Raw genomic sequence first — 25,537 nt, forward strand, 5'->3', positions numbered from 1 at the left:
AAACAAAACCCAATGTCAATGAAAATAATACTAAAATGTCATTATTTAGTGATAATTTCCTATTAGTTATCGAGCAAAAATTTCCCAAAAGTAAAGTTAAATATACTTGGTGATAAATATGGAAAGAAGCATGACTATGAAAGAAAAATATAAGTTTAATATTATAAATGACATTATTATTAATAAATTATCTAAACATCAAGCTAAGAATAAACTTAACCTAACTATTAGAAGAATTAACCAATTAATTCAAATTTTCAATAGAGAAGGTAAAGTTGGTTTTATTCATAAATCCCGAAATAAAATTTCTAATAAAACAACAAATTTTGAAATCAAAATTAAGATTATAAATTTATGCTAAATTGTAAAGGTAAGTGCAACTAAATTATTTTTCTATCCAAATATTCGATTGGTGAAAGATAATTTAGTATTTTTCTCGGTTTTTGATTTAAAGACAATATAAATTTATGAACTTCATTTTTATTAGTTTTTGAAAAAATAAATTTTTTAGGAAATTTTTCTCTAATTAAACCATTAGTATTTTCATTAGTACCTCTTTGTCAAGGTGAATATGGATTGGCAAAATAAATTTTTACATCTAAATTTTTTTCAAGTTGTTGTCAATTTGAAAATTCTTTGCCACGATCAAAAGTAATAGTTTTAACAATGTTTTTAGGAAGAATTGATAAATAATAACTGACATTTTTATTAATAACTTTAGTAGTTCTGTTTTTAACTAATATTGCTAAAGTAAATCGTGATACTCTTTCAACTAAAGTTATTAAACATGATTTGCTTTTACCTCGTGATGATACTATAGTATCTCCTTCTCAATGACCAAGTGTTATACGATCATTAACATTTATATCTCGTTCTTTAATTGATTTACCATTAAACTTGCCACGATTTTCTTTAGATTTTCGTTTTTTACCTTTTCTTCTTAAATTTTTACTAGTAACTTTATCAAGCATTCCAAAATAAATTCAAGTATAAATTGTTTTAAAACTAATAACTCATTCTTTATGAAAATTTTTAATTCTGCCATAAATTTGTTCAGGTGATCAACCTAATAGTAATTTTTGTTGTACATATTTTACTAAATTCTTATTTTTAAACTTATGAAAACTAATATGTGATTGTTTTCGATTTTCAGCTTTATTTTGTGCAATTAATGAAAAATAATGATTATTATCTTTATTTCTATTAATTTCTCGAATAATAGTACTAATACTTCGATTAAGATTTTTAGCTATTTCACTAATTTTAAATTTAAATTTCAATTGATTCTCAATATAAATTCTTTCATCTATGCCAAGATGTTTATAACTCATATAAAAACTCCTTACTTTTTTCTAAACTAAATTTAGCATTATGAAATTTTTATATGAGAATTTTTTGCAATTTTATTTACTTGCACTTACAAGTATAACTCAGCTTATATAAAACCAAATATTATAATTTTAATTTTCAACATTTCCATGAGAAATTAAACAATGAAGAAAAAATTAAAATTTCATATAGTACACTTTATACTATATTAATTAAAGAAAAAATTACTTCACCAAAAAGACATAAAAATAAGAAAAATAACTTGCATCCTACAAGAAACCGAAGAACAAATTTTGGTGAATTAATTCAAATGGATGCAAGTAATCATCATTGATTTGGTAAGGATAAACCAAAAGCTTTTTTACATGCTGCAATTGATGATGCTACAGGCAATATTGTCGGACTATGATTTGATCATCAAGAAACATTAGATGGTTATTATAATGTTTTTTATCAAATTTTAACTAAATATGGCATACCAAAAACATTTTATACTGATAATAGAACAGTTTTTGGATATAAAAAACAAATCGATGCTGGCAAAATAAACACGGAAAATGATACTTATACTCAATTCCAAAAGTCTTGTAATGATTTAGGTGTTGAAATTATTAGAACTTCCATTCCACAAGCTAAGGGTAGAATCGAACGCTTATTTGGAACACTTCAAAGTCGCTTAATTAGTGAACTTAGACTTAATAAAATTAAAAATTTAGAAGAAGCTAATCAATTTCTTAAAATATATATAAGTATTTTTAATAAGCAATTTGCCTTACCTATTGATAATAATAAATCTGCTATGATTAAAGCTCCAAACCAAGAAGAAATAAATATTTATCTTTCAAGATTTTCTAAAAGAAAAACGGATAGTGGTTCAACTATAACATATTATGGTAAAAAGTATTTTCCTTATAAAAATAGCAAAGTTCAATACATACAACCTAGAACTGATGTAATTGTACTTAAATCGTTTATTAATGAGTTATATCTTAGTTATAATCATCAAATATATGAATTAAAAGAAATAGCACCAAAACCAATTATCAAAGAAGAGTTGATAAAAACTAAAAAGGTTTATATACCAAATAAAAACCATCCTTGAAGATATGGATACTAATAATACCAAATTAAAATTAGATAAAATTCTTTTTATAAAAGATTATTTTTGTGAATACTTAACTATATAAAATTTTAAATCGTTTGTCGAGCAGCAAATTTGATGCCTTAAAATTGATTTTAAAGATATAAAAAATAAAATTATACACCACCAATAGCACAAGCACCAGAAGCCATTGTTGTAATACCACCAACAACATTACCAATTATGGGAATAGTATTTAAAGCACCATTAACAATAGTTAATGTGTTTTCACAATTTAAATTTGATTTATTTTCTAGATTTAGAAGTCTGTTGTCAAGTTCATTAACTTGTTTTTTTAAAGTTTCAAAATCTGCTTTGATTCCTTGAATATTTTTGTTTAATTCATCTAACTTTAATTCATGTTCAATTAAAGTTGAAATATAACTTCAATCTCTTATATAACCTTTTATTATTTCTTTTTCTTGTCTTTTTCAATTATATAATGCTTGAGGATTAAATGTTTTAGAATTATTGATTGCTTGTGGTAAAGTAGAATTTCATTCATTTATATGTGCAAATCATTGTTTAACTTTTGAATCATTTGCTATAATATTTGAAATTTCATTAAATTTATCTTGTGTTACATAGGTAAAAGTTGGTTTTGTCAAACCATAAGAATAGGGACTAAAAGTACCAACAATTATTTTTTTTCAAAATAGCCAATAAAGTGTGAGTAATTAGATTTATCCAATAAATAAACTTCTGATAATTTAAAATTATGATATTTTTTCTTTATGGCACTTTTAATTTCGTTATCAACGTTATGATTAATTTTTCCTAAATTAATTTTTATATCTTTATTTCAATCTGGAAAATCATTTTCTAAATTATCAAGACGATTATTTGGATAATATTTCTCATCTTCTGTTATTATTCTTACTGATTCAAAATCAAATCAATTAAATGGTTTTTCATAAAGTACAATTTCTATACGTTCTTTTCTAGAACTATCTGTATATACTTTTTCAATTTTTGAAAAATTATCTCAAATTGTTTTACCTACTTGTTGTATTTCTTTTCATGTTCATGGAAAAATTGCAGTAATTGAAATATCATTAGAATTATATCGTTGCATCATATCCTCTTTAAATTTTTCGCCAAGTTCTCATGCAGGATTATCTTTTCAATAATGATAATCAGCTATTATTCCTTCAAAAGTTTTTGGTGTAAATGAACAAGTTACTTTACCTCAACTACCCCTTATTTCGTTTTTACCATTTAATGTTCTTTTTAATCGATTTCTGTGTTTTTCATGACGATGTTTATTCATATTTATTTTGCTATTTGTTGTTGGGTTGTTAATAATAAAATCTGTTTGATTATTACTTGCAAAATTTAATTGTTGATTTACTAAATCTAAACTAGTCGTATTTTTTCTAACTCAATTTTTAATATTTGAATTATCAATTGACTTACCATTAATACCTTGTATTTTATTATTTAAAAGTGGAGCAGTTAATACTCACAATTTAAATCAATAACTTGGACTAAAATATTTCATAATTTTGTTCTCCTTTGAAAGTAAATATAAAAATATTTACTTTCAAAACAAAGCAACTTTTATTTGTTAAATTTTACTTCTTTTTTATTTTTTTTGATAAATATTTTTGGGAAATTTTCACTCGATATTGACATGAAAATAATACTAAAAATATAAATATTTTTTTCGTATAAAAAAATGGTTTAAATTTTACTAATATACTTGGTAAAATTAAATTGCTTAATTAACTAAAAAAACCATTTAAGAATTAGAACCTTAAATGGTTTTTTAATTTTTATAATTATATTTTATTATCAACTTGTTTTGTTAATAATTTTAAAAATTCTGATAAAGTAACAATTTTACTTTCTTTTTGACCATACTGACGATAACTTAAATTATTATTTTCTATTTCCTTATCACCAATAATAATTTGATAAGGAATTTTTTGAGTTTGTGTTTCAACAATACGTTTGCCAATAGTTCCACTGCTAATAATTTCAGTTCGTAAATTATGTTGTTTACAAGTTTGCAATAATTTATTAGCATATTCTAAGGTTTTTTCTTTTTCATTTATTGGTAAAATTGCAATTTGCCTTGGTGCTAATCATAGTGGAAAAACACCTTTATTTTGTTCTAATAATGTGGCAATAAAACGTTCATATGTACCAATTAATCCTCGATGAACAATAACTGGATTTATTTCATTATTATTTTCATCAATATAAGTTAAATTAAACTTTTTCGGTAATAAGAAATCGAATTGAATAGTAGATATTGTAATTTCATGACCTAATGCTGTTTTAATTTGAACATCAAATTTTGGTCCATAAAAAGCAGCCTCACCAATCATTGGTTTATACTCTAATTGTAATTCATCTAATACTTCACGTAATGCTGTTTCTGCTTGATTTCACATTTTATCATCATTAAAATATTTTTCTTTATCAGCAGGATCTCGTAAAGATAATGATAAATAATCAATTTTAATATTTAAAGTTTTTAAAACCTCAGCAATTAACTGATAACAACGTTTAAACTCTGTTTTCATTTGATCAAATCTAACAAAAATATGAGAATCGGTTAATTCCATACTTCTTACTCGTTCTAAACCAGTTAAAGCCCCACTTGCTTCATAACGATATAATAAAGCATGTTCACTTAAACGCAAAGGCAAATCTTTATAACTACGAAGAGCACTTTTATAAATCATACAGTGATGAGGACAAGTCATTGGTCTTAATACCAATTGTTCTTCTTCTTTTTTAATTGGAGTAAACATATTTTCACGATAATGATCTCAATGACCACTTTTTTTATATAATTCAACAGAACCTAAAACTGGTGTCGCTACTTCTTGATAATCTCACATAAATTCTTGTTTTCTCAAATATTCCTGCAAAACTTTTTTAATAACCATACCATTTGGTAAAAATATAGGTAATCCTTTACCACAATCATCATTAAAAGTAAAAATACTTAATTCTTTACCTAGTTTACGATGATCACGATTTTTTTGTTCTTCAAGTTCATTAAGTTTATCTACTAATTTTACTTTTGAATAATCACAAATTCCAGAAATGCGCTGTAATTGTTTATTTTTATCATTTCCTAATCAATATGCACCAGTAATACTTAATAATTTAAAATCTTTTATTGATGAAGAATTATTAATAGCAACACCCGATGCTACTACTAAAGTTTTATTATCAACTAAATAAGAGCATTTTAATCCATTAACATGATTTAATTTAATATATTCTAAAGCAAAAGGATTGTCTTTATGAGTTTTTAAAGATTCTTCTTTAGTTTGACAAACTCTTTTAATTTCAATATTTTTTATTAAAATTTCACGCATTTTCTCTTCAATTTTAATTAATTCATCATTAGAAAGTCGTTTTTCATAATCAAAATCTAAATAAAAACCATTATCATTAGTATTAGCAATCGTAATTAACGCTTGTGGATACATTAATTTAATAGTATGAGCTAAAATCATAGCACATCCATAATTTAAAATAGTTCATCCTAAAGCATCATCTTTTTTAATAAACTTGATTTCAGCATCTTCTTTAATTTCTCAATATAAATCTTTTAATTGTCCATTCAGAGTAAAAGCAATAATTGAAGAATCTATATTTTCATTTTCCTGTTTTAATAATTGATAACCAGTAATTGGATTTTCAATATTATAAGTCATCGTTTTGCCATTTAATTTAATTACATTAATTTTCATGTTTTACCTAATTCCTTTTCTAATTTACCTCAGTAGTACTAGGTTATTTAACAATAAAAGTTGTAAAAGGATTAGTATTATTATTAATATCTACTACTAATACTTTTGATTTAGTAGGGATTATATAAGTGCTACTAATGCTTTTAACTAATTGCGAAGAATTACTTAATTCTACTGGAATTCCTTCAGTTGCTAAAAAAGTATAAATTCCAAAGTTTATTGCAAATTTATTATAATCAATAACATTATTAACAATAGGAATTATATAAACTGGCAAATGAGCATTAGCAATAGTTCTAATATAATTACTATCTTGACTATTAGTAATTAAATATTGTGGTTTTTCTTCAATAATTTTTTTAATAGTTTTAGCAACTAATTGATCTTTTGTATGCAATAAATCAGTAGCAATTTTAATCTGTTCTTGATGACTTTCAGCATCAACAAGAATTTTACTCATTGTTGCAATTGATAACACAGGATAGTTACCATTAGCAGATTCACCCGATAACATTGTACATGTTGCTCCCCAATCCATAGCAACCCAAACATCAGTAACTTCAGCACGTGTTGGATGAGGGTTATCTATCATTGAATCTAGCATTTGCGTAGCAACAATTATCGGTTTGTTAACAGTACGACATTTTTTAATTCATTCACGTTCTAAAAAAGGAACTTTTTCAAAAGGAATTTCAACTCCTAAATCACCACGAGCAACCATAATAGCATCTGATTCTTTTAAAATTTCATCAAAATTATTAACTGCTAATTGTGATTCAATTTTAGCAATGATTTGAATATGTTTACCATCATTATCATCTAAAACTTTGCGGATTTCTTTAATATCAGCTGCTGAACAAACAAATGATGCAGCAACATAATCTACTTTTTGCTGACAACCAAAAATTAAATCTGCTCTATCTTTTTCAGAAATAAAAGGTAAAGATAATTTAACATTTGGAATATTAATAGCACGACGATCTTTAATAGTATGTGTATTTAAAGCTTGACAAATAACAGTATGGTCTTTAACCGCTGTAACCTTTAATGTTAATTTACCATCATCTACTAGTAAATTATCATTAACTTTAATATCCTTTGCTAAATTACCATAATTTACAGAAAACTTATCCGCAGTACCAATAATCTCTTTATTATCAATTATCGTAATAATTTCATTTTTTTTGATTTCTACACTACCCTTTGTAAAGGTATGTGTTCTAACTTCCGGACCTCTAGTATCTAACATAATAGCAACTGGTACATTTAATTGTTTAGATACTTCTCTAATCATTAAAACCCTTGCTAAATGTTCATCATGAGTACCATGAGAAAAATTTAAACGCCCACAAATTGAGCCATTTTCTATTAGTTGTTTAATAACATCAGCAGAATTTGAAGCAGGTCCTAAAGTAGTTACACATTTAGTTCTTTTTATAATTGATATCAAATTATTCACCTCTTTTTATTAAGTATTTTTTTTAAAAATAACTCCTGACAAACGTAAAATTTTATTAGCAACGTTATTTTTATTTATTGAAGGTGTGTTTAATGCATCTTGAATTTCAATAGCTACTAATTTATTATCTTGTAATCCAATACAAATACTAGATTTATTACTATTTGCAAATCTTTCAGCAGCAAAAATACCCATCATTGTTGCTAAATAACGATCAAATGCACTTGGTGTTCCCCCACGTTGAATTTGACCCAATATTACTGCTCTTGTTTCACAATCAGTATCCTTTTCAATGATTTTAGCTATTTTATTAACATCATATTGACGTTCAGTTACTACTATTACTAATGAACGACGTTGTTTTTTAGTGTACAACTGTTTAATAATATCAATCAATGACTGTTCTCCAATTCCTAAATCTTTAGTTGCAACTAAATCACAATTTGCAGCAGCAGCACTGTGAAGAGCAAGGTCACCACAATTACGACCCATTACTTCAACAATCATAATTCTTCCGTGAGAATTAGCAGTTTGACGAATTTTATCAAGATTTTCAACAATTGTATTAAGAGCGGTATCAAAACCAATAGTAAACTCACTTGAACTAATATCATTATCAATAGTACCTGGAATACCCACACATTGAATAGCTGCTTCATTACTTAATTTTTGCAAACCATTATATGTGCCATCACCACCAATAGCAATTAAACCTTCAATTTTTTTAGATTTTAAAATTTCAATACATTTTTTACGAGTTTCTTCTTGCTCAAATTCTCTAAAACGAGCAGACCCAATGATTGTTCCCCCCATCTCAGTTCCTAGATCAATTAAATTTGCTCAATTGTTATCAATAACGTGAATGTCATTTGTCATTATTCCTTTATAACCATTTTTTATTAAAACTAATTCAAATGGTCTTTTATCAGCAGTAGCAATTTTACTATTTTCATGATTTATACCACGAAAAGTCTTATATACTGCATTAATAACATTATTCATACCTGGTGAATCACCACCAGAAGTTAAGATTCCAATTCTTCTTTTATTTAATTCTTGCATATTTAGTCATCCTCTCTTCTAATTACATTATTTTAGTGATAATTATTATAATTTGTTTAAAATTAAAAAGGATATCAGTAAATTTAACCATAAAATATGATTTTAATTAATTAATATTATAAAATACATCGTCACCTAAAAATTTAGCTTGATCTGCTAAATCGGCTTCAATTGTTAATAAACGATTATATTTTGCAACACGATCAGTTCTTGACATTGAACCTGTTTTAATTTGTCCAGTATTAAAAGCTACTGCTAAGTCAGCAATCGTTGTATCTTCAGTTTCCCCAGAACGATGAGATACTACTGCTGTTCACCCAGCTTTTTGACACATTTCAATAGCCTCCATAGTTTCAGTTAATGTTCCAATTTGATTTAGTTTAATTAATACTGAATTAGCAACGTTTTTAATAATTCCTTCTTTAATAATTTTTGGATTAGTAACGAATAAATCATCACCAACAACTTGGAATTTACCTTCTGATTTTTCTAATAATAATTTAAATCCTTCTCAATCACCTTCAGCCAAACCATCTTCAATTGAAATAATTGGATATTTTTTAGTTAAATCAACTAAATAATCTACTAGTTGCGCTGAAGTTAATAATTTTTCAGTATTTTTACTTTTACCATCTTTATTGCCAAAAACATATTTACCATTTTTATAAATCTCTGATGATGCACAATCCATAGCAATTTTTATATCTTTATTTGGAGTGTAACCCGCTTTTTTAATAGCTTCAACAATTAAATCTAATGCTTCTTCAGTTGATTTTAAATTAGGAGCAAAACCACCTTCATCACCAACTGCAGTAACTAAACCCTTACCTTTTAAAATACTTTTTAAAGCATGAAAAGTTTCAGCAGCCATTTGGATTGCCTTTGAAAATGTTTTAGCACCAACTGGCATTATTAAAAATTCTTGAAAGTCAATATTATTATCAGCATGAGCACCACCATTAATTACATTTAACATTGGGACTGGCAACTGACAAGCATTAGTACCACCTAAGTATGTATATAAGGGCACATATAATTCATCAGCGGCAGCTTTAGCAACTGCTAATGATACCCCTAAAATAGCATTGGCACCTAATTTTGTTTTATTTTCTGTTCCATCTAACTTAATCATTGTTTGATCAATTAATCTTTGATTAGTAACTTCCAAACCAATAATGGCTTCGGCAATATTTTCATTAATATTTTTAATAGCTTTCATAACACCAAGTCCACCATAAACTTTAGTATCTTTGTCTCGTAGTTCTAAAGCTTCTCTAGTACCTGTTGAAGCACCTGATGGCACTAAAGCAATCCCGTATCCACCATCTTCAGTTCAACATTCAACTTGAATAGTTGGATTTCCTCTTGAGTCTATTACTTGTAGTGCTCTAATATCAATAATGCAAGACATATTTGTTAATTCCTTCTTTCTTTAATATTTCACTAATTATTATACAGAAAAAAATATTGTTTAGAATCAAAAAAGCACAAATATTTTTTATTTGTGCTTCTAAAATAATGATGATTTAATTACATTTGTTGTTGTTGTGAATGTTGAGTTGTACTACTTGGTGATGATGTATCATTAACTTTAGCAGCAGTATCACTATTTCATGGTTTTGGAGTTACTCCATCATCCTCTGGTATTAAACTTTCAGGATTATTAAGAGCAGTAATTATTGCTTCCATTAATTCATCAGTTTCAATCGTTTTTTGATTAAAATTATTACTATTAGATAAATCTTTTCTGTTAATAGTTACATTTTGTTTTACTTCATCTCTATAAAAGATATAACTTATACTTTTAAAATTATCATCTTTATCAAAAGTTAAAGAAAAATCAACTTCATTTTTAGTTAAATATGATAATGCACGAATTTGTTCAGGACTAAGTTTCACTTCTGCTTTTAATGGAATTCCAAGTTCATCATTACATAAAACATAACATTTTCCATTAAAAATATTAAAATTAAAAGTTTTAATATTTTTTGAAAATAAGTTTGATTTTAAATCATGTATTGGTCTTACTGTTCTTGTTTCTGATACTCTTACTTTTGCTTTCTGATTTATGATACTAAGTTGTTCTTTATCTTCATCACTTAACTTATTAGAGCAATTTACTTTTTTATTATTTTCATCAAAATAATATGCTCTTAAAAATTTTCCATCACACTTATTAAATAAAATAACAGTATTTGCATTATTATTTTTATCTATTAAATTTTTCAAAATATCATTTTCATCTTTTTCTAATTTTAATTTTTTATCCAATGTTTGCTCATCAGTTGTTATGTTTAAATCTCATAATTCTCTACTATCATCTCATTTTAAATTAATAACATTTTTAACGATAACTGGAGATAATTTTGTAGCTGATGGTTTTGGTGATATTACCTGTTCAGCAGCAGCTATTGCCACTTTAACTTGTGATCCATTTTCTCCACAGTGAATACCCTTTAATCCATTAGGAAATAAATTATTATTTGCAAAACTTTTTCTTAACTCTAATAAAGAAAGTGTTCCAATACATTGTAGTTGATTTTGATCAGCAATAACTACTCATTTTTCTACTAAATTATTACTTGGGTTTTTTGCAAAGTATACTTTTTGATACTTACCAGCAACTTCTATATCATTTCATATTTTTTTATTATCCCGAGAAAGTTCTTGTTCAAAAATTACATTTTCTGGATCTGATTTAGCATCTGATATTTTTATTTTACCATCTTCTATTACTAAACTATACAAACCTTCTATGCTATTATTTTGTAATGTTTCAATGATATTATTTGTAATCGATAAAGGTTCAGGTAAATCTTCTGGTAACACTTCTGGTGCAATAACTAAAAAACGCATAGCAACTCTTCTTGTTCTTCTTTAACAACAGATGCTAATCCAATATTAATTGTTGGTTCTATAGTAAATCCCAATTGTGGAGGAGTACTTAATGCTTTTAAATCATCAAATTGCTGGTCGGTTAAAGATTTAACTTTATGTCCTTGATATTTTACATTATCATATAATCATCCTAGAACAGGTTTTTTTGTTATTTTATAGGTTTCTCAAAAAATTTCTCCATTTTCGTTAATCTTTTTATTTAAATAAAAAATATCATTATCAGTAATACTTTGAGCAGTTGTTGAGATTATAAAAGTATCATTTGGATCAGTAACATTTTTAATAAAAATTTCATTTCCTTGACGATAAATAAAATAGTCTTTTTCAACATTCACTAAGTTTAAATGTTTTTTAAAATCTTCGATCATTGTACTATTTGAAGAATAATCATTAATTTTATACTGTTCCACATCTCAAACTGGGTTTGATTGTTCAAATGGATTTCGCAACTGTGGAGTATCTAATAAACTTTTAATCTTTTGATTAATTAAAACATCATTTTCTTTAAACAGTCCAGAATTTATAAAAATTTCATTAAATTTTAATAAATTTATACTTCCTAATAATCCTAATTCAGGTCTTATTTCACCTTCAGATTCATCAAATAAAATTTTATATACTTTAATTTTAGTATTGTCAGTTTCATCGTCAACGAAAACTAATTGGTCTTTTTTAAATATACTTTGATCATTTTGAATTAATGATTCATCACTAATAATATAGTATTAACTAATGAACCACTATCAACAACAAATTTTCCATCTTGATTTAAACTAACTATTTTTTTTACTTTTAATGGATTAATATTGAAAGAAGAATTCTTCAAAATATTAAGTGTATTCTTTTTTGAATATAGGTCATCCTCTACTTCAATAGCAATATCTTCAACATCACTTATTTCTGATTGATATATACTTCTCATAATGTTTGTAAATCATTTAAAATTTTCCATTAGTGGCATTTTTATATTTTCTCCTTTAATTATTACATTTATGGTGTTGGTGTAGATAAAACTGACTTAACGTTTTGTTCTACTGGTTTTGATGGTGCTTCAGTACCATTAATTTCCTTTGCAGGAAAAGAATTATTACTTTGTACTTCTTTTTTAGGTGCAACAGAATTATTTTGTGAATGTTGTGAATGTAAAGAAGAGGCTGTACTAATTACTCTTTCAAGAGTATCAATTAATTTTTCATCAATTTTTATATCTTTCCTCTTATGAGTCTGGTTATCAATAATATATGCAAACAAAATCTTTCCATTTTTATCAACTTCAATATTTATACTACCATTACGAGGACATTTTTTGGCTACAAAGTTTTTAAATTCCTTAGCATCATTTACATCTACAGGAACAATTGTTTTGTTTTTATTATCAATAAACAAATAACACGTTCCATTTTCAGCAAATGATAATTTCATAGGCTCTTCAGATCTTTTTATAATATTAACATTAAGATCATCTAACTCTTCTTTATATTCTTCATTATTTAAATTATTGGATTCTGATTGAGTTTTTAATAATAATGCCGGTAATTCTTTTTTACCTAAATATTCAAGAATAATCTTATCATTTTCTTTTTTAGTTCGATATAAATGTACTAGAGAACTATCTAATTTTTCTTTTACTATTACTAGTTGTTGTAATTGATCACTATTAATTGCTAAAGGTGGTTGTTGAATAATACTAACATTTTCATCATTAGTATTTTTTACTAAACGTCCCTTTTCATCTACATATACAAGTTCAATAATATATTCTTTTAAACTACTATCTAATTGTGTTTTTATATCATCAATCTTAACTTCCAAACTATTTAAAGTTATATTGGGTGATGATTCATCTTTTTTAGAACTTAATGATTTTTGTAGAAAGTCATTAAGTTCTCGATATTCTACTGTTTCTGATAATGGCATACTTTACCTCCATAATTTTTAATAAATGTATAGATTTCTAAAATAATATAGGAACTAAATATAATAAACCCCTTATATTTATTTAAAAAAATAAAAGGGGAAACACTATATTTAATTCATATGCCTATATTTTAATACTTTTATATTCTTAAAACAAGCACTTATCAATAAAAAGAAAAATCAATATATTTCTATTTAATAATTAAAGACTCACTGGTCATAACAGTTGGTTTAACTAAACCCAAAACGTCTAATAGCGTTGGAGCAATATTTGCTAAGCAACCACCTGATTTTAATTTTAATCCTGTTTTACAAATAATAAATGGTACTGGTTGCGATGTATGTTTTTTATTAGGATTACCCTCTTTATCAATCATGATTTCAGCATTACCATGATCAGCAGTAATCATTAAAATACCATTCACTTTTTTTATTGCTTGATACAATTTTCCAATACATTCATCAATAACATCAATCGCATCAATGGCAGCATTTAAAACACCAGTATGACCAACCATATCAGGATTAGCAAAATTTAAAACCATAACATCATATATGTTTTTAGAAATTTCACTTTCTAAACGAGTAGTAATTTCGCGAGCACTCATTTCTGGTTTTAAGTCATAAGTTGCTACTTTTGGTGAAGGAATTAAAATTCTTGTTGATAGTGGATATTCAACATCAACACCACCATCAAAAAAATAAGTTACGTGTGCATATTTTTCAGTTTCAGCAATTCGTAATTGATGATATTGATTTTTACTTAATCATTCCCCTAAAGCATCAAGCATTGATATAGGTGGAAAAATAACACCTTGTGGTTTAACACTTTTAGCATATTCCATCATTGAAATAAAAAAAGTATTTTTTAATGTTGGTATTTTCATACTAATATTAAAATCATATTTATTATTTGTTAATGCTGATGCTAATTGAATTGCACGATCAGGACGGAAATTAGCAAAAATAATGCTATCGTTATTCCTAATATTACCATTATTAATTTCAGAATTATAAGCAGGCATAATAAATTCATCATTACGACCAGCGCTATATTCTGCATTAACATAAGCAATAGGATCAATAAATGAAGCACCTTCATGATTAACTATTACATCATATGCTATTTTTAAACGATCTCAACGTTTATCGCGATCCATAGCATAATATCTTCCTGAAATAGTAGCAAGCATACCAATGCCTAATTGTTTCATAGTTTTTAATAACTGTTCAATATAAATTTTAGAAATATCAGCTTTTGTATCACGACCATCTAAAATAGCATGAACATAAACATTCTTAAAATTTTGTTGTTTAGCAATTTCTAATAATGCTAAAATATGATTAATATGAGCATGTACTCCACCATCACTTAGTAAACCAATAATATGAACATTACTATTATTCTTTTTGGCATGATTAATTGCTGACAATATTGTTTCATTTTTAAAAAATGTTTTATCATTTATTGACTTATTAATTAATGTTAATGACTGATAAATTACTCTACCGGCACCAATTTGTAAATGTCCAACTTCAGAGTTGCCCATTTGTCCTTCTGGTAAACCAACTGCAAGGCCAGAAGCTGAAACTTCAGTATGCGGATAAGTTTTTAATAAATAATCCAAATTAGGTTTTGTTGCAGAACTAATAGCATTAGTTGAACTAGATTTTGCAATACCAAAACCATCTAAAATACATAGTAATATTGGTTGTTTTGTTTTCATAAATTTCACCTCATATTTTATTTAATAACTTGTAACTGATGTTTAAAATTATCAGATTTAAAAATAGTAATCATTTTAGTAATAAAATCAGTAATACATTGATAATGAACAGTACTCAAAATAACAATATCTTTTTTAAAGACTATTTTAATAGATTGCTTTTTAGTAATTTTAGTAATTATTGTTTTTAAATCACAAATTGATTTTAAATCTTCACTTAATAAAATAACCATACTAGGATTATCACTAATATTATTAGAAAGAAATAAAATAGTATTACTACTATTAGCTAATAAATTGTGTCCTTTAATTTCCATTAAATTATAATCTAATAAATCATTATTAAAAGAATAATGAGTAATTTTCAAATTATCAATGACTTCTGAATAATAACCATAAGCAAAAGTCTGTGATAAATTTTCTAATATATCTTGAGATACTATCCGCCATTTTGAAAATGACTTCAATAGTTCTTTATGAATTTTTTGTAATTGTCATAAATCTTGATAATTAGTAATATTAGTTATCGGTGCTATTGGTTGAATATTTTCGGGCTGATTAATTGCTCTAATTTTTTTATTAATAGCATTAATAGCATTAATGATTGGTTTTTTAGCATTAATAAAAAAGTTTTCAATTCGTTGTTTATTACCTGCTATTAATGTTATTTTTCGCTGATCTTTATTAGTTTTAATAGCAACAACTGCTATTTTTTGCAAATTAATAATTTCTTGTAATTCAACTTCATTAAATTTTTTTAAATAACTATATTCTTTTTTATTTTGCAATAAAATTAACTGTTCTAATGATAATTTTTGTTCTAATAAAGAATTAATGATAAATTCACTTTGCAATATTTGTTTTCTATTTATCTTTAAATTATTAAGAGCAACAATAAAATTTTGTTCAGTAATAGAAATAGAACTAAAATTAGAAGTTTTATAATTTAATTGTTTCATCAAACTATTTATAAATAATTTAGCACCAATTTTATTATTAACTAATGATTGATGATGACTTTCATTGATAGTTAAATACAATGGAATATCGTTAATAACGATTGGTCCACTATTAACCTTAACTAAATGAATATAAGTATTAGGAATAAGAGTATTATTAACATCAATTACTTCACCAGTAAAATATTCATTAGTAACAATACCTTTGTCACTAACAATACTATCACTACTAGGAGCAAAAATAGTTTTAGTACAAATAATAAAGCCAATTTGTTCTAATTGATTAGTGTCTTCACCATTTTTGCTAAACAATGCTAAAATTTCTGACTTATTCCTAAAAGCATTGACAAAAGTGGTTGCCGGAAAGGCACGATGTTTAATTTTTTTTGTTAGTTTTGTTCACATACTTTTAATTTGTATCTTTGATAATTCCATGTTTAGTTAACTCCTTATTTTTATTAGTAATTTAAATAGAGTTAAATTAGTAAATCAAAAAAAGATTGTGGTACTAATGAAGCACCTCCAACTAATGCACCATCAATGTCGGGTTCAGAAAGTATTAATTTAATATTATCGGGTTTTACTGAACCACCATACTGAATACGTACTTGTTCTGCAACATTTTTATTATATAATTCACTAATAAATTCACGAATCATTTTACAAACCGTTTGGGCTTGTTGAGCTGTTGCTGTTTTACCAGTACCAATTGCTCATATTGGCTCATAGGCAATTACTAACTTAGCAATATTTTCTGCTTTAATATTTTTTAATGCTAACTTAATTTGATTTTTAATTACTTCATTAGTTTCTTTATTTTCATATTGGTTTAAAGTTTCACCACAACATAAAATTGGTATAATATTAGCATTAAATAGTGAATGTATTTTTTTATTTATTGTTTCATCTACTTCATTAAAATACATTCTGCGTTCAGAATGACCAATAATAACATGACTAACCATCATATCTTTTAGCATCTTAATTGAAATTTCACCAGTATATGCACCTTCGGTTTCATAATGACAATTTTGAGCTGCAATAATTAAAGCAGAAGTTTTATTCATTTTTAGTAAGGGTAAATTAGTAAAACTAGCTGCTATTCCATAATCATATTTAATATTTTTAGTTTTTATTAATTTATTAAATTCATTTAAAAAAAATTGAGTTTCTTCTATATTTTTATACATTTTTCAATTTCCAATAATAATCTTTTTACGTTCCATTTGTTTCTCCTTTAAGTTAATTTTTTTTTTGATATAGTTGGTTTTAATAATGCTGCTGCTTCTTCATCAATAATAATTGTAACATCATCATGATTTTGTAAAAAAGTACATGGATAATTTGGAGAAACTTTACCTTCAACTAACTCTCGAATAGCTTGTGCTTTATTAGTTCCTGTAGCAATTAAAACAATCAATTTAGCTTGTAAAATAGTATGAATGCCCATCGTAACAGCTTTGGTTGGTACATCTTCAACTTTAGAAAAAAATCTTTTATTAGCTTCAATTGTTTCTTTAGTTAAATTAACAACATGTGTTTTACTACTTGCAAGAGTACCTGGTTCATTAAAAGCAATATGACCATTAGTACCTAAACCCAATATTTGTAAATCAATTGGTCCTTTTTCTTTTAATAATTTTTCATATTCTTCCACATTTTGGTCTAAATCACCAATACCTTTAGGAACATACGTATTTTTTAAATTAAGACTTTTAATATGATTAAATAATTGATGATTCATAAAATAACGATAACTTTTTACATGATCTGGAGTTAAACCAACATATTCATCTAAATTAAATGTTACAACTTTTGATCAATCTCTTTTGTTATTTTTTGCATCTGCTATTAATAAATTATATGTTTCAATTGGACTACTTCCTGTTGCTAATCCTAAAATAGCATTTGGTTTAACTTTAATAATATCAATAATAATTTTACTTAATAATTGAGCAACCTCAGTTTTATCTTTTAAAATAATTAATTTCATAATTTAAAAACCCCTTACATTACTTACTTATTCTTGTTGATACGCAATTTTTCCTTCGCATATTGTTAAAAAAATATCATTATTCTTAGTTAATACAATAATATCTGCTAATTTACCAATAACAATATCACCCGTTTTATTTGCAATTCCTACTTGTTTAGCACTATTATAAGAGGCCATTTTGATGCAATCTTGTCAATTATTATTAGTAATTTTTAATAAATTTTTAAAACCAGCAATCATTGTTGCAATGCTGCCTGCCAATTTTCCGGTTGCTTCAACAGTAACCTTATTATTACTTTTAATGACAGGTAATGGTCCCAATAAATACTTACCATCAGGCTGTCCCTTTGCACTCATGGCATCAGTAATCATACAAATTCCATCGGCACCTTTAATTTTATATGTTATTGCTAAAATATCAATATCAACATGAATTCCATCACAAATTAACTCAGTAACTAATTGATCATAATATAATGATGCTGGAACAACACCAGGATCGCGATGATTATAGGGACTCATTGCATTATAAAGATGGGTAATATGCGTTAAACCATATTCAACAGTTTTAGTTATTTCTTTAAAAGTAGCATTACTATGACCAACACTAGGAATAATATTATTTTTAATTAATGAAGAAATAAAATTTGAATTTTTATTATTTAAATTAGGATCTATCTCAGGAGCATAAACAATAAATTTTAAATTTTTGTTACTAATTATATTTCAAGATTTTACTAAATTAAGATCAGGAACATGAAGTAATGACGGAGTATGTGCTCCTTTTTGTAATTCTGAGATAAAAGGTCCTTCTAAATATGCACCAATAATTCGTGCCTTGTTACCTTTATTTTCTGTTTTCATATACTTAGCAAATACTGAAAGAATATTATCAATTTCTTTTTTACTGGCAGTAACTGTTGCATAACAAAACTTTGTTACTCCCTCTTTTGGAACTAATTTTGCAAAATTATTAATTGATTCAATGGTACCATCCATTAAACTATAGCCATAACCTCCATGTACATGTAAATCAATAAAACCAGGTATTATTGTTTGATTATGACATTCAATAACCTGAGCATCTTGAAATTCATAATTATACTTTCCTTCATTAATTTGGAAAATTAAATTATCTTTAATTACTAAAAAACCATTATTTATTATTTTCTTAATGCTAATTATTTTTGCATTATTTAAAACTAAAATTTTAGACACTAATACCCTTCTTTCTAGAATTATTAATTGTTTAAAATTGCTAATGACACTATTATACCTAAAATTTTAACTTAAACCTAAATCTAAGAAAAATAATTAAAAAAAAGGCTTAATTGCCTATATTTTAAATAATGGTGGCTCGAAGCGGATTCGAACCACTGACACTTCGCTCTTCAGGCGAATGCTCTACCAACTGAGCTACCGAGCCGTTACCTATACAATAATAGCATATAAAAGTAAAAAATAACAAGGGGTTAAAACTTATTTTTTAATTTATTTAAATATATATTTATTTTTTTACTAATTATCTTCTAATTACATATCTTCTTCAACAAGGTTTTTCAGTTTTTGGCATTAAGTGATTTGAGTCTCTTCTAATTTTTTCTTTTCAATTATTATTTGATAAATCAGTAGACCCATTTTCTTTAGCAATATTTGCTTGTAAAAATATATTATTACCAATAATATTTAATGATTCACTTCTTTGAAATTCATGATCACTACACACATCATTTACTAAACTTTTGACAATCTCACATAATTTTTTACAAGTATCTAATATCAATTTATATTTTTCTTTACCTTTTCATTTTTCAATTAATGATTCACAATTTTCGATAAATTTATCCTGTCATTCTTTAAACTCTTCGGAATTAATTGTCTTAGTTAAATCACCATCACAATAATAAGTTAATATTTCTTTTCAAACATTACGTCATACTTTTCTCATATTATTATGAGGAGTTTTAACTTTCAATTTTTTAATCAAAAAATCAAAATCTTGAATTTTATTTCTTCTTCAACAATTTAATAATGCAGTAATAATTGGAATTACTAATTGTTTATTATTTATTTTTTCTATTATTTCTTGTTTTTTATTTTCAAGATCTTCTAATCTAGTTATACGTTCTTTTTCTAATTCTTGTAAAACATTAAAATACTCTTGATATTCTCTTATTGCTTGTGAATATATTATTAATTTAATTATTACTTCTCATTTGTTTATAAGTTTAATATCCATTTTTATCATTCTTTCCATTAGTTCAAATATATCTCTATAACCCACTATTTAATCCGATAATTTATTTATATTTTATAAAAATTCAATATCTATAATTTTAATAATTTATTTTATTAATAACTTATGTTACAATTGTTTGTTTAGGAGAATGAAAATTAATATTCATATCAATATTAATACTTTCACCAAAACTATCACTTCACTCACTAATGCCGCTTTCAGAAACAAGACATGTATCAGAATCTAATTGAGATGATAAATCATTATCATCATTAATAACTTTAATTTCGTATTTTTTTTGAAGTTCAATATTTTTTAAAACATCTTTAAATAAAGTTACTGCAAAATTACTAATTAACTCTATTTTTAAACTATTAAATTCAAGATTTTTAATTACTTTTTCACATGTAGCAATAAATTCGACTTTTCACACTTCATATTCAGAAAATTTTAAATTTTTAGATTTGTTTTGTTCTAAATAAAATGCTAATAGTTTAGCAGATAAATCCAATTCTGCTTTTTTAAGTGTTGACTGATCTAGTGATTTAGTATAAAGATCTTTAAATTTTTTTAAAAAAAATTCTTTTTCTGCAATCTTTTCACCTAATTTAATTTCTCAATTTTTGTTACTTTTCTTTAACTGTCTACATTTTCAAATCTTATAAAATCATATGTTTTTTATTTTTTGTAGCTTCATATTGTTTTTTTCTATTTTATCTGTAATAACTTTTATTTTTAAATTAATTTCTTTTAGAACTGATTCTTGATTATCTTTTAGATTGTTATATTGTTCATTAACTAATTTATGATTGGCAAACGCTACTTGAAAACTTAATATTTCTTTACTATTAATTGTTTCATAAATAAATTTTTCCATTAAATTTTTTACTTTTATAACTTCCAATTCATGTTTGTTTTGAAAAGTTTCATCACGAAATACATCTAAAAATAAAGTTTGTACTGTATTAGTTATTATTTTAATATTTTCTAAATCAATTCCTTCAAGTTCATTCATTTTTATATTAGCAAATTCAATAAATATCTTTTTTCATTGTTCATATTCAGAAAAATCTAACGTTTTGCCTTCTATAGTAGTATCATTAAAATATAATAATAATAATATTTTTAAATAAATAATATGTTCCATTTCCCGTTTTGGTGCATTATCACGTAGTTCTAATAAAATATTATGTATTTCTTCCAACATATTTGCTTTCTTTTCTAAGTTTTCTATTAAAAACATTTTTTTATTATTTTCCTTTTTTAAAAAAAAGAATTTATTTTTTTTATTTTTTTATTATCAGGAGCCGTTTCTGCTCTTAATTGTTCTCTAATTTTTTCTATATCTTTTAAAAATTCATCTAAATCATAAAAAAAATTCATATATTGACATTCACCATTTAATATGACTTCTTTATAATCATTAAAAAAAATTTTATTTCATCACTATTTTTTAGTAAAATAAGAAATTTGTTTATTCTTTCTTTTTCTAAATGTTCTAATCTTGGCATTAAAATTTCTCCTCATAAAAATGTTAATTTAAAATATAAATTATAATATTAAAAAACCTTATTAATAAATAAATCTATTAAAAGGCTAATTTTGCAAATATTATAATTACTATTGATAATACACTACTATAAAATAATAATTAAATCAAACTATACAAAACACTTATTTTATAATCATTTATTTACATTCTTTAAATTATTTTTAATTAAATATTCAAAACCTTAAAAATACAAAAAAGCATATTAATTGATAGATTAAAAAAATAAATTATAATTTTATTAATTTAATAATTGTTTATTCCTAGTATAGATATTTTCTATATTAGGATTTTTATTAAATTGTTAGAAGAAAAGGAGCATTAAAAGATATGACTAAAAATGAGAAATTAATGATTGCTATTGAAGAAGGTAATTTTAAAAAAACTATGAAATTAGTAAAAAATGGCGCTGATGTCAATTATAGAAACTTTAAATATTCCATTTGTAAAAAACTTACCGGTAAAGTGACTTCTTATCCAGATAAAAATACTAGTGGTAATAGCGCTTTAACAAAAGTCGCCAAAAAAGGGTATTTAAATATAGTTAAATTTTTAGTTGAAAACGATGCAGATGTTAATCAAATAAATTTACGTGGTGAAACTGCTTTAGATCGAGCTATTGAAAATGGTCATTTAGATGTAATTAAATTTTTGAAATCATGTTCACCACAAGCAAGAGAAAGAGAAAAAAATAAACAATTAATGAATGCAGTAAAAGAAAATGATTTAGAAAAAATTAAACTTTTATTACTAAATAATGCTAATGTCAACTATACAAATTCAGATATTTTTACTTATACTTATAGAATAAAAGAAAATTCTTTTCAAAAAAATATAAAAATTGGTAGTGGTAATAGCGCTTTAACAAAAGCCGCCAAAAAAGGATATTTAAATATAGTTAAATTTTTAGTTGAAAACGATGCCGATGTTAACCATATAATTAATTATAATAAAGAAAGTGCTTTAACACGAGCTGCTCAAAATAATCACTTAGATGTTATTAAATTTTTAGTAGAAAATAACGCTGATATTAATCATACAAATCAAAATGGTAAAACTGCCTTAATTCTAATTGCTGATAATAATAATATAGAGGGAGTTAAGTTTCTAATAGAAAATGGTGCTAAAATTGAATGTATAGATAATTTTTGAGAATCAATAAATAAAGTGAATCTAGAAGTGAAAGAATATTTGCAATCATGAATTTTAAACTCAAGTAAAAATGAAATAAATTCACCTAACTATAGTAATCAACCAACAACAAATATCAAAAAACAAAGTTTGCTAATGATCTAATTAAAAATCTAAAATAACTTTTATTATTTCTTACCTTTAATATTTCTAACTTCTTTTAATTGTTTTTTTAACATTTTTAATTGTAATTGTAAATCTTCATATGATGGTAAATCATCACTTTTAATTTCTTCTTTTTTGTTTTTACTATAATCATTACTTTTTTTTGATAACTGTGGAGGATTAACTCATAAATTTTTTAAGCCATATCAAAAAATAGTAAGTAAACTTAAACCAATACCTGCTCAAGGAATTGTTCATAAATCTTTAAAAGGAATAGTTTGAAAATTTCTAATATTAAAGTAATTAAAAAGTACTAATACAAAAAGTATCAATACTAAGGTTATTAATAACATGTGTATAGCAAAAACTGATCTTGAAAAAGGTTTTTTAATAAAAATTAATGGTATTAAATAAGTTAAATTAAAAATCAATAATGTTCCAAAAGTATATAAAGAAACTATACTATCACTAGTCATTAATTGTTTATAAAAACTACTAGTAATTGGTTCTTTATTAACGATTAAAGCAATAATAATAGCAATATTGTTTTTTAATGGAACACCTCAATTAAATAATGGAAAAATTGATAAACTAATTGTTACTGTTAAAACACTAATAATAACTAATGTTTTGCTTAAAATTAAATTATTTTTTTTCATATTATCCATCTCTCATTATCAGTTTACTTTTTCACTCTAATAATATTTTATCATTATTAAAGCAAAAAAATAACTATCAAAATTAAGATTAAGATTTATTTTTAGTTTTAACTAAATTTAATGCAATTTTTCGCGCAGCAAATGGATCGCGAGGATCATAATGTCAATAATTAGTAAAATATTTTTTAAAATTATTAGACAATGTTGAAGAAGCAATATTAATAGCATGAAAGCGATTAGCTTTTGCTTTTAGTTGCAACATTAAATTAATATTATTTTTAGTAATATTAGCAGATAAAAAATCAGAAACTACCAATAAGTCTGCATTATGATATGTTTTAGATTGCATAATTGTTAAAGCGTGACTAATAGCTGGATTAATATTAGTATGTCCTTTAAAACTATGACCTAAAAAATGAATTAGATTGGGAATTGATGAAACTAAATTAGATAAATCATAAGTTTCAAATTTACCAGAAAAATTGATCATATAGCATGGTCTTTTTTCTTGTAAAGCAATTTTACTAATAGCAAGCGCAATTGATTTTGCAATAATTTCTGGACTATGACTCATCGATTTAGATGTATCAATGCATAAGATAAAAGGGCCTTCACTTTCGGGAATTGGTACTTCTACAACTTCTTCAACAAGATGTTCAGTGGCAACTAAATCCATTGATTCAAACTCTGTAATTGCTAACTTTTCTTCAACAAATTTTTTATAAAAAATAGCATTTAACTCTGGAATAGCAAGATTAACTAATTCTAATGGTAATAAATGTTCTAAATCTTTACCCTCGGTAATTCCTACTATTTCTTCAGGCCATTTTCCTAATGGCTTTAATTGATATTCAATTTGTACTTTTTGATGAACCTGCTTTTCTGTTAAACCCGAAATTCCTTTTCAACGACCAAGTAGTCTAGCAATTTCAATAATAGATGGATTCTTATTTAAAATTTCACCATATTGTATAATAGTATTTAAATTAATTTTTTTAAAATCATTTAAATCTCCTTCTCAAAATCGTCCAAAAAAATTTCAAGCAAAACCAACAATATGTCTTACTTCATTAATAATTTTAATATTATTACTTCACATTGTTAAATATTTTTGACGCATTTGCATAGTTTCAAATAATTTATAATTTACAATTCTTTGAACAATTAAACTTTCTCAATGTCTTATAAAATTATCAAAAGTTAATTTACTATTAAGTTTACGATCCTTAAATTTTTCTTGAAAATAATGAAAATAATTAATCATTGGTGAATCAAGAATTTTTGCCCTAGTGTAAATTTCTTGTCAATTATTTTTTAATCTATCAATACCATTAATCATAACTCAGAAATATAATCGTAATTCTCTTTTAATGATGGGACTAATAACAATATTTTTACTTTTTTCTAAAACTTCATTTAAATAAAAATGACTAATTTGTTGATCAAATTCTGGAGCTAATCAAGCAAAATTTTTTTTAAATCAAGTAAAACTACTCAAATTTGTTTCTGATAAAGACATTTTTTTCAATTTAGTTTCTAAAATTTGTGAAACATGGGATTCAATTAATTGTTCCATAATAATCACCTATC

21 protein-coding genes, 1 tRNA gene and 2 pseudogenes are annotated in these 25,537 nt (G+C 24.7%); 3 read left to right on the plus strand and 21 right to left on the minus strand.

What is annotated here, in order from left to right:
• Nucleotides 1-118 precede the first annotated feature (118 nt).
• A pseudogene (locus AACL03_RS01990) lies at nucleotides 119-355 on the plus strand (ISNCY family transposase); the annotation flags it as partial.
• Between the two features lie 25 nt (nucleotides 356-380).
• Here AACL03_RS01990 and AACL03_RS01995 read toward each other — a convergent pair.
• Nucleotides 381-1,331 (minus strand): IS30 family transposase, encoded by a 951-nt coding sequence (locus AACL03_RS01995; protein ID WP_339038665.1) that lies wholly within the window; start codon nucleotides 1,329-1,331, stop codon nucleotides 381-383.
• 98 nt (nucleotides 1,332-1,429) lie between these two features.
• On the opposite strand from AACL03_RS01995, the pseudogene AACL03_RS02000 reads away from it, so the two are divergent.
• Nucleotides 1,430-2,446: pseudogene (locus tag AACL03_RS02000) on the plus strand (ISNCY family transposase); the annotation flags it as partial.
• 140 nt (nucleotides 2,447-2,586) lie between these two features.
• On the opposite strand, the gene AACL03_RS02005 reads toward AACL03_RS02000, so the two are convergent.
• From AACL03_RS02005 to AACL03_RS02090, 18 genes are all read right to left on the minus strand, one after another.
• Nucleotides 2,587-3,078 (minus strand): hypothetical protein, encoded by a 492-nt coding sequence (locus tag AACL03_RS02005; RefSeq protein ID WP_338980346.1) that lies wholly within the window; start codon nucleotides 3,076-3,078, stop codon nucleotides 2,587-2,589.
• Nucleotides 3,079-3,110: 32 nt separating this feature from the next.
• Nucleotides 3,111-3,971: a hypothetical protein gene (locus AACL03_RS02010; RefSeq protein WP_339038780.1), complete on the minus strand. Its 861-nt coding sequence runs from the start codon at nucleotides 3,969-3,971 to the stop codon at nucleotides 3,111-3,113.
• A 280-nt stretch (nucleotides 3,972-4,251) separates the two neighbouring features.
• Nucleotides 4,252-6,186: a threonine--tRNA ligase gene (gene thrS, locus AACL03_RS02015; protein WP_338957869.1), complete on the minus strand. Its 1,935-nt coding sequence runs from the start codon at nucleotides 6,184-6,186 to the stop codon at nucleotides 4,252-4,254.
• Nucleotides 6,187-6,229: 43 nt separating this feature from the next.
• Complete coding sequence (gene pyk, locus AACL03_RS02020; RefSeq protein WP_339039014.1) at nucleotides 6,230-7,636, minus strand: pyruvate kinase; 1,407 nt, start codon at nucleotides 7,634-7,636, stop codon at nucleotides 6,230-6,232.
• A gap of 18 nt (nucleotides 7,637-7,654) precedes the next feature.
• Nucleotides 7,655-8,707: an ATP-dependent 6-phosphofructokinase gene (locus AACL03_RS02025; protein WP_252319488.1), complete on the minus strand. Its 1,053-nt coding sequence runs from the start codon at nucleotides 8,705-8,707 to the stop codon at nucleotides 7,655-7,657.
• Between the two features lie 106 nt (nucleotides 8,708-8,813).
• The gene (eno, locus tag AACL03_RS02030; RefSeq protein WP_338957874.1) at nucleotides 8,814-10,118 is read right to left on the minus strand and encodes a phosphopyruvate hydratase; all 1,305 of its coding nucleotides are present in this window, start codon (nucleotides 10,116-10,118) and stop codon (nucleotides 8,814-8,816) included.
• Between the two features lie 119 nt (nucleotides 10,119-10,237).
• A complete protein-coding gene (locus AACL03_RS02035; RefSeq protein ID WP_339039017.1) occupies nucleotides 10,238-11,563 on the minus strand; it encodes a hypothetical protein in 1,326 nt (441 codons plus the stop codon).
• On the minus strand, nucleotides 11,551-12,054 hold the full coding sequence (locus AACL03_RS02040; protein WP_339039019.1) for a hypothetical protein: 504 nt from the start codon (nucleotides 12,052-12,054) through the stop codon (nucleotides 11,551-11,553). Before AACL03_RS02040 ends, AACL03_RS02035 begins: the two co-directional genes overlap by 13 nt.
• Before the next feature lie 248 nt (nucleotides 12,055-12,302).
• Nucleotides 12,303-12,566 (minus strand): hypothetical protein, encoded by a 264-nt coding sequence (locus tag AACL03_RS02045; protein ID WP_338980440.1) that lies wholly within the window; start codon nucleotides 12,564-12,566, stop codon nucleotides 12,303-12,305.
• Between the two features lie 29 nt (nucleotides 12,567-12,595).
• Entirely contained in the window at nucleotides 12,596-13,522 is a 927-nt protein-coding gene (locus AACL03_RS02050) for a hypothetical protein (protein ID WP_339039021.1), read from the minus strand.
• Between the two features lie 191 nt (nucleotides 13,523-13,713).
• Entirely contained in the window at nucleotides 13,714-15,249 is a 1,536-nt protein-coding gene (gene gpmI / locus AACL03_RS02055; RefSeq protein WP_339039023.1) for a 2,3-bisphosphoglycerate-independent phosphoglycerate mutase, read from the minus strand.
• 17 nt (nucleotides 15,250-15,266) lie between these two features.
• On the minus strand, nucleotides 15,267-16,643 hold the full coding sequence (locus AACL03_RS02060) for a hypothetical protein (protein ID WP_339039025.1): 1,377 nt from the start codon (nucleotides 16,641-16,643) through the stop codon (nucleotides 15,267-15,269).
• Nucleotides 16,644-16,684: 41 nt separating this feature from the next.
• Complete coding sequence (tpiA, locus tag AACL03_RS02065) at nucleotides 16,685-17,434, minus strand: triose-phosphate isomerase (RefSeq protein ID WP_339039027.1); 750 nt, start codon at nucleotides 17,432-17,434, stop codon at nucleotides 16,685-16,687.
• 11 nt (nucleotides 17,435-17,445) lie between these two features.
• The gene (gene nagB, locus AACL03_RS02070) at nucleotides 17,446-18,201 is read right to left on the minus strand and encodes a glucosamine-6-phosphate deaminase (RefSeq protein WP_339039029.1); all 756 of its coding nucleotides are present in this window, start codon (nucleotides 18,199-18,201) and stop codon (nucleotides 17,446-17,448) included.
• Between the two features lie 27 nt (nucleotides 18,202-18,228).
• Nucleotides 18,229-19,422 carry an N-acetylglucosamine-6-phosphate deacetylase gene (nagA, locus tag AACL03_RS02075; RefSeq protein WP_338957892.1) on the minus strand — a complete coding sequence of 398 codons (1,194 nt, stop codon included), beginning with the start codon at nucleotides 19,420-19,422 and terminating at the stop codon, nucleotides 18,229-18,231.
• Nucleotides 19,423-19,554: 132 nt separating this feature from the next.
• Nucleotides 19,555-19,630, minus strand: a tRNA-Phe gene (locus AACL03_RS02080).
• Nucleotides 19,631-19,726: 96 nt separating this feature from the next.
• Nucleotides 19,727-20,461, minus strand: a complete 735-nt coding sequence (locus AACL03_RS02085) for a hypothetical protein (protein WP_339039031.1) — start codon at nucleotides 20,459-20,461, stop codon at nucleotides 19,727-19,729.
• A gap of 103 nt (nucleotides 20,462-20,564) precedes the next feature.
• On the minus strand, nucleotides 20,565-21,686 hold the full coding sequence (locus AACL03_RS02090; protein ID WP_339039033.1) for a hypothetical protein: 1,122 nt from the start codon (nucleotides 21,684-21,686) through the stop codon (nucleotides 20,565-20,567).
• Nucleotides 21,687-22,322: 636 nt separating this feature from the next.
• On the opposite strand from AACL03_RS02090, the gene AACL03_RS02095 reads away from it, so the two are divergent.
• Nucleotides 22,323-23,288, plus strand: coding sequence for an ankyrin repeat domain-containing protein (locus tag AACL03_RS02095; RefSeq protein ID WP_339039035.1), 966 nt, complete (start codon nucleotides 22,323-22,325; stop codon nucleotides 23,286-23,288).
• Nucleotides 23,289-23,311: 23 nt separating this feature from the next.
• On the opposite strand, the gene AACL03_RS02100 is transcribed toward AACL03_RS02095, so the two are convergent.
• Together AACL03_RS02100 and AACL03_RS02105 are read right to left on the minus strand one after the other, a co-directional pair.
• A complete protein-coding gene (locus AACL03_RS02100) occupies nucleotides 23,312-23,947 on the minus strand; it encodes a hypothetical protein (protein WP_338957910.1) in 636 nt (211 codons plus the stop codon).
• Between the two features lie 88 nt (nucleotides 23,948-24,035).
• On the minus strand, nucleotides 24,036-25,523 hold the full coding sequence (locus AACL03_RS02105) for a VWA domain-containing protein (RefSeq protein ID WP_339039037.1): 1,488 nt from the start codon (nucleotides 25,521-25,523) through the stop codon (nucleotides 24,036-24,038).
• Between the last annotated feature and the right edge of the window lie 14 nt (nucleotides 25,524-25,537).

This window comes from Spiroplasma endosymbiont of Andrena trimmerana (assembly GCF_964019575.1).
Classification (GTDB): Bacteria; Bacillota_I; Bacilli_A; order Mycoplasmatales; family VBWQ01; genus Spiroplasma_E.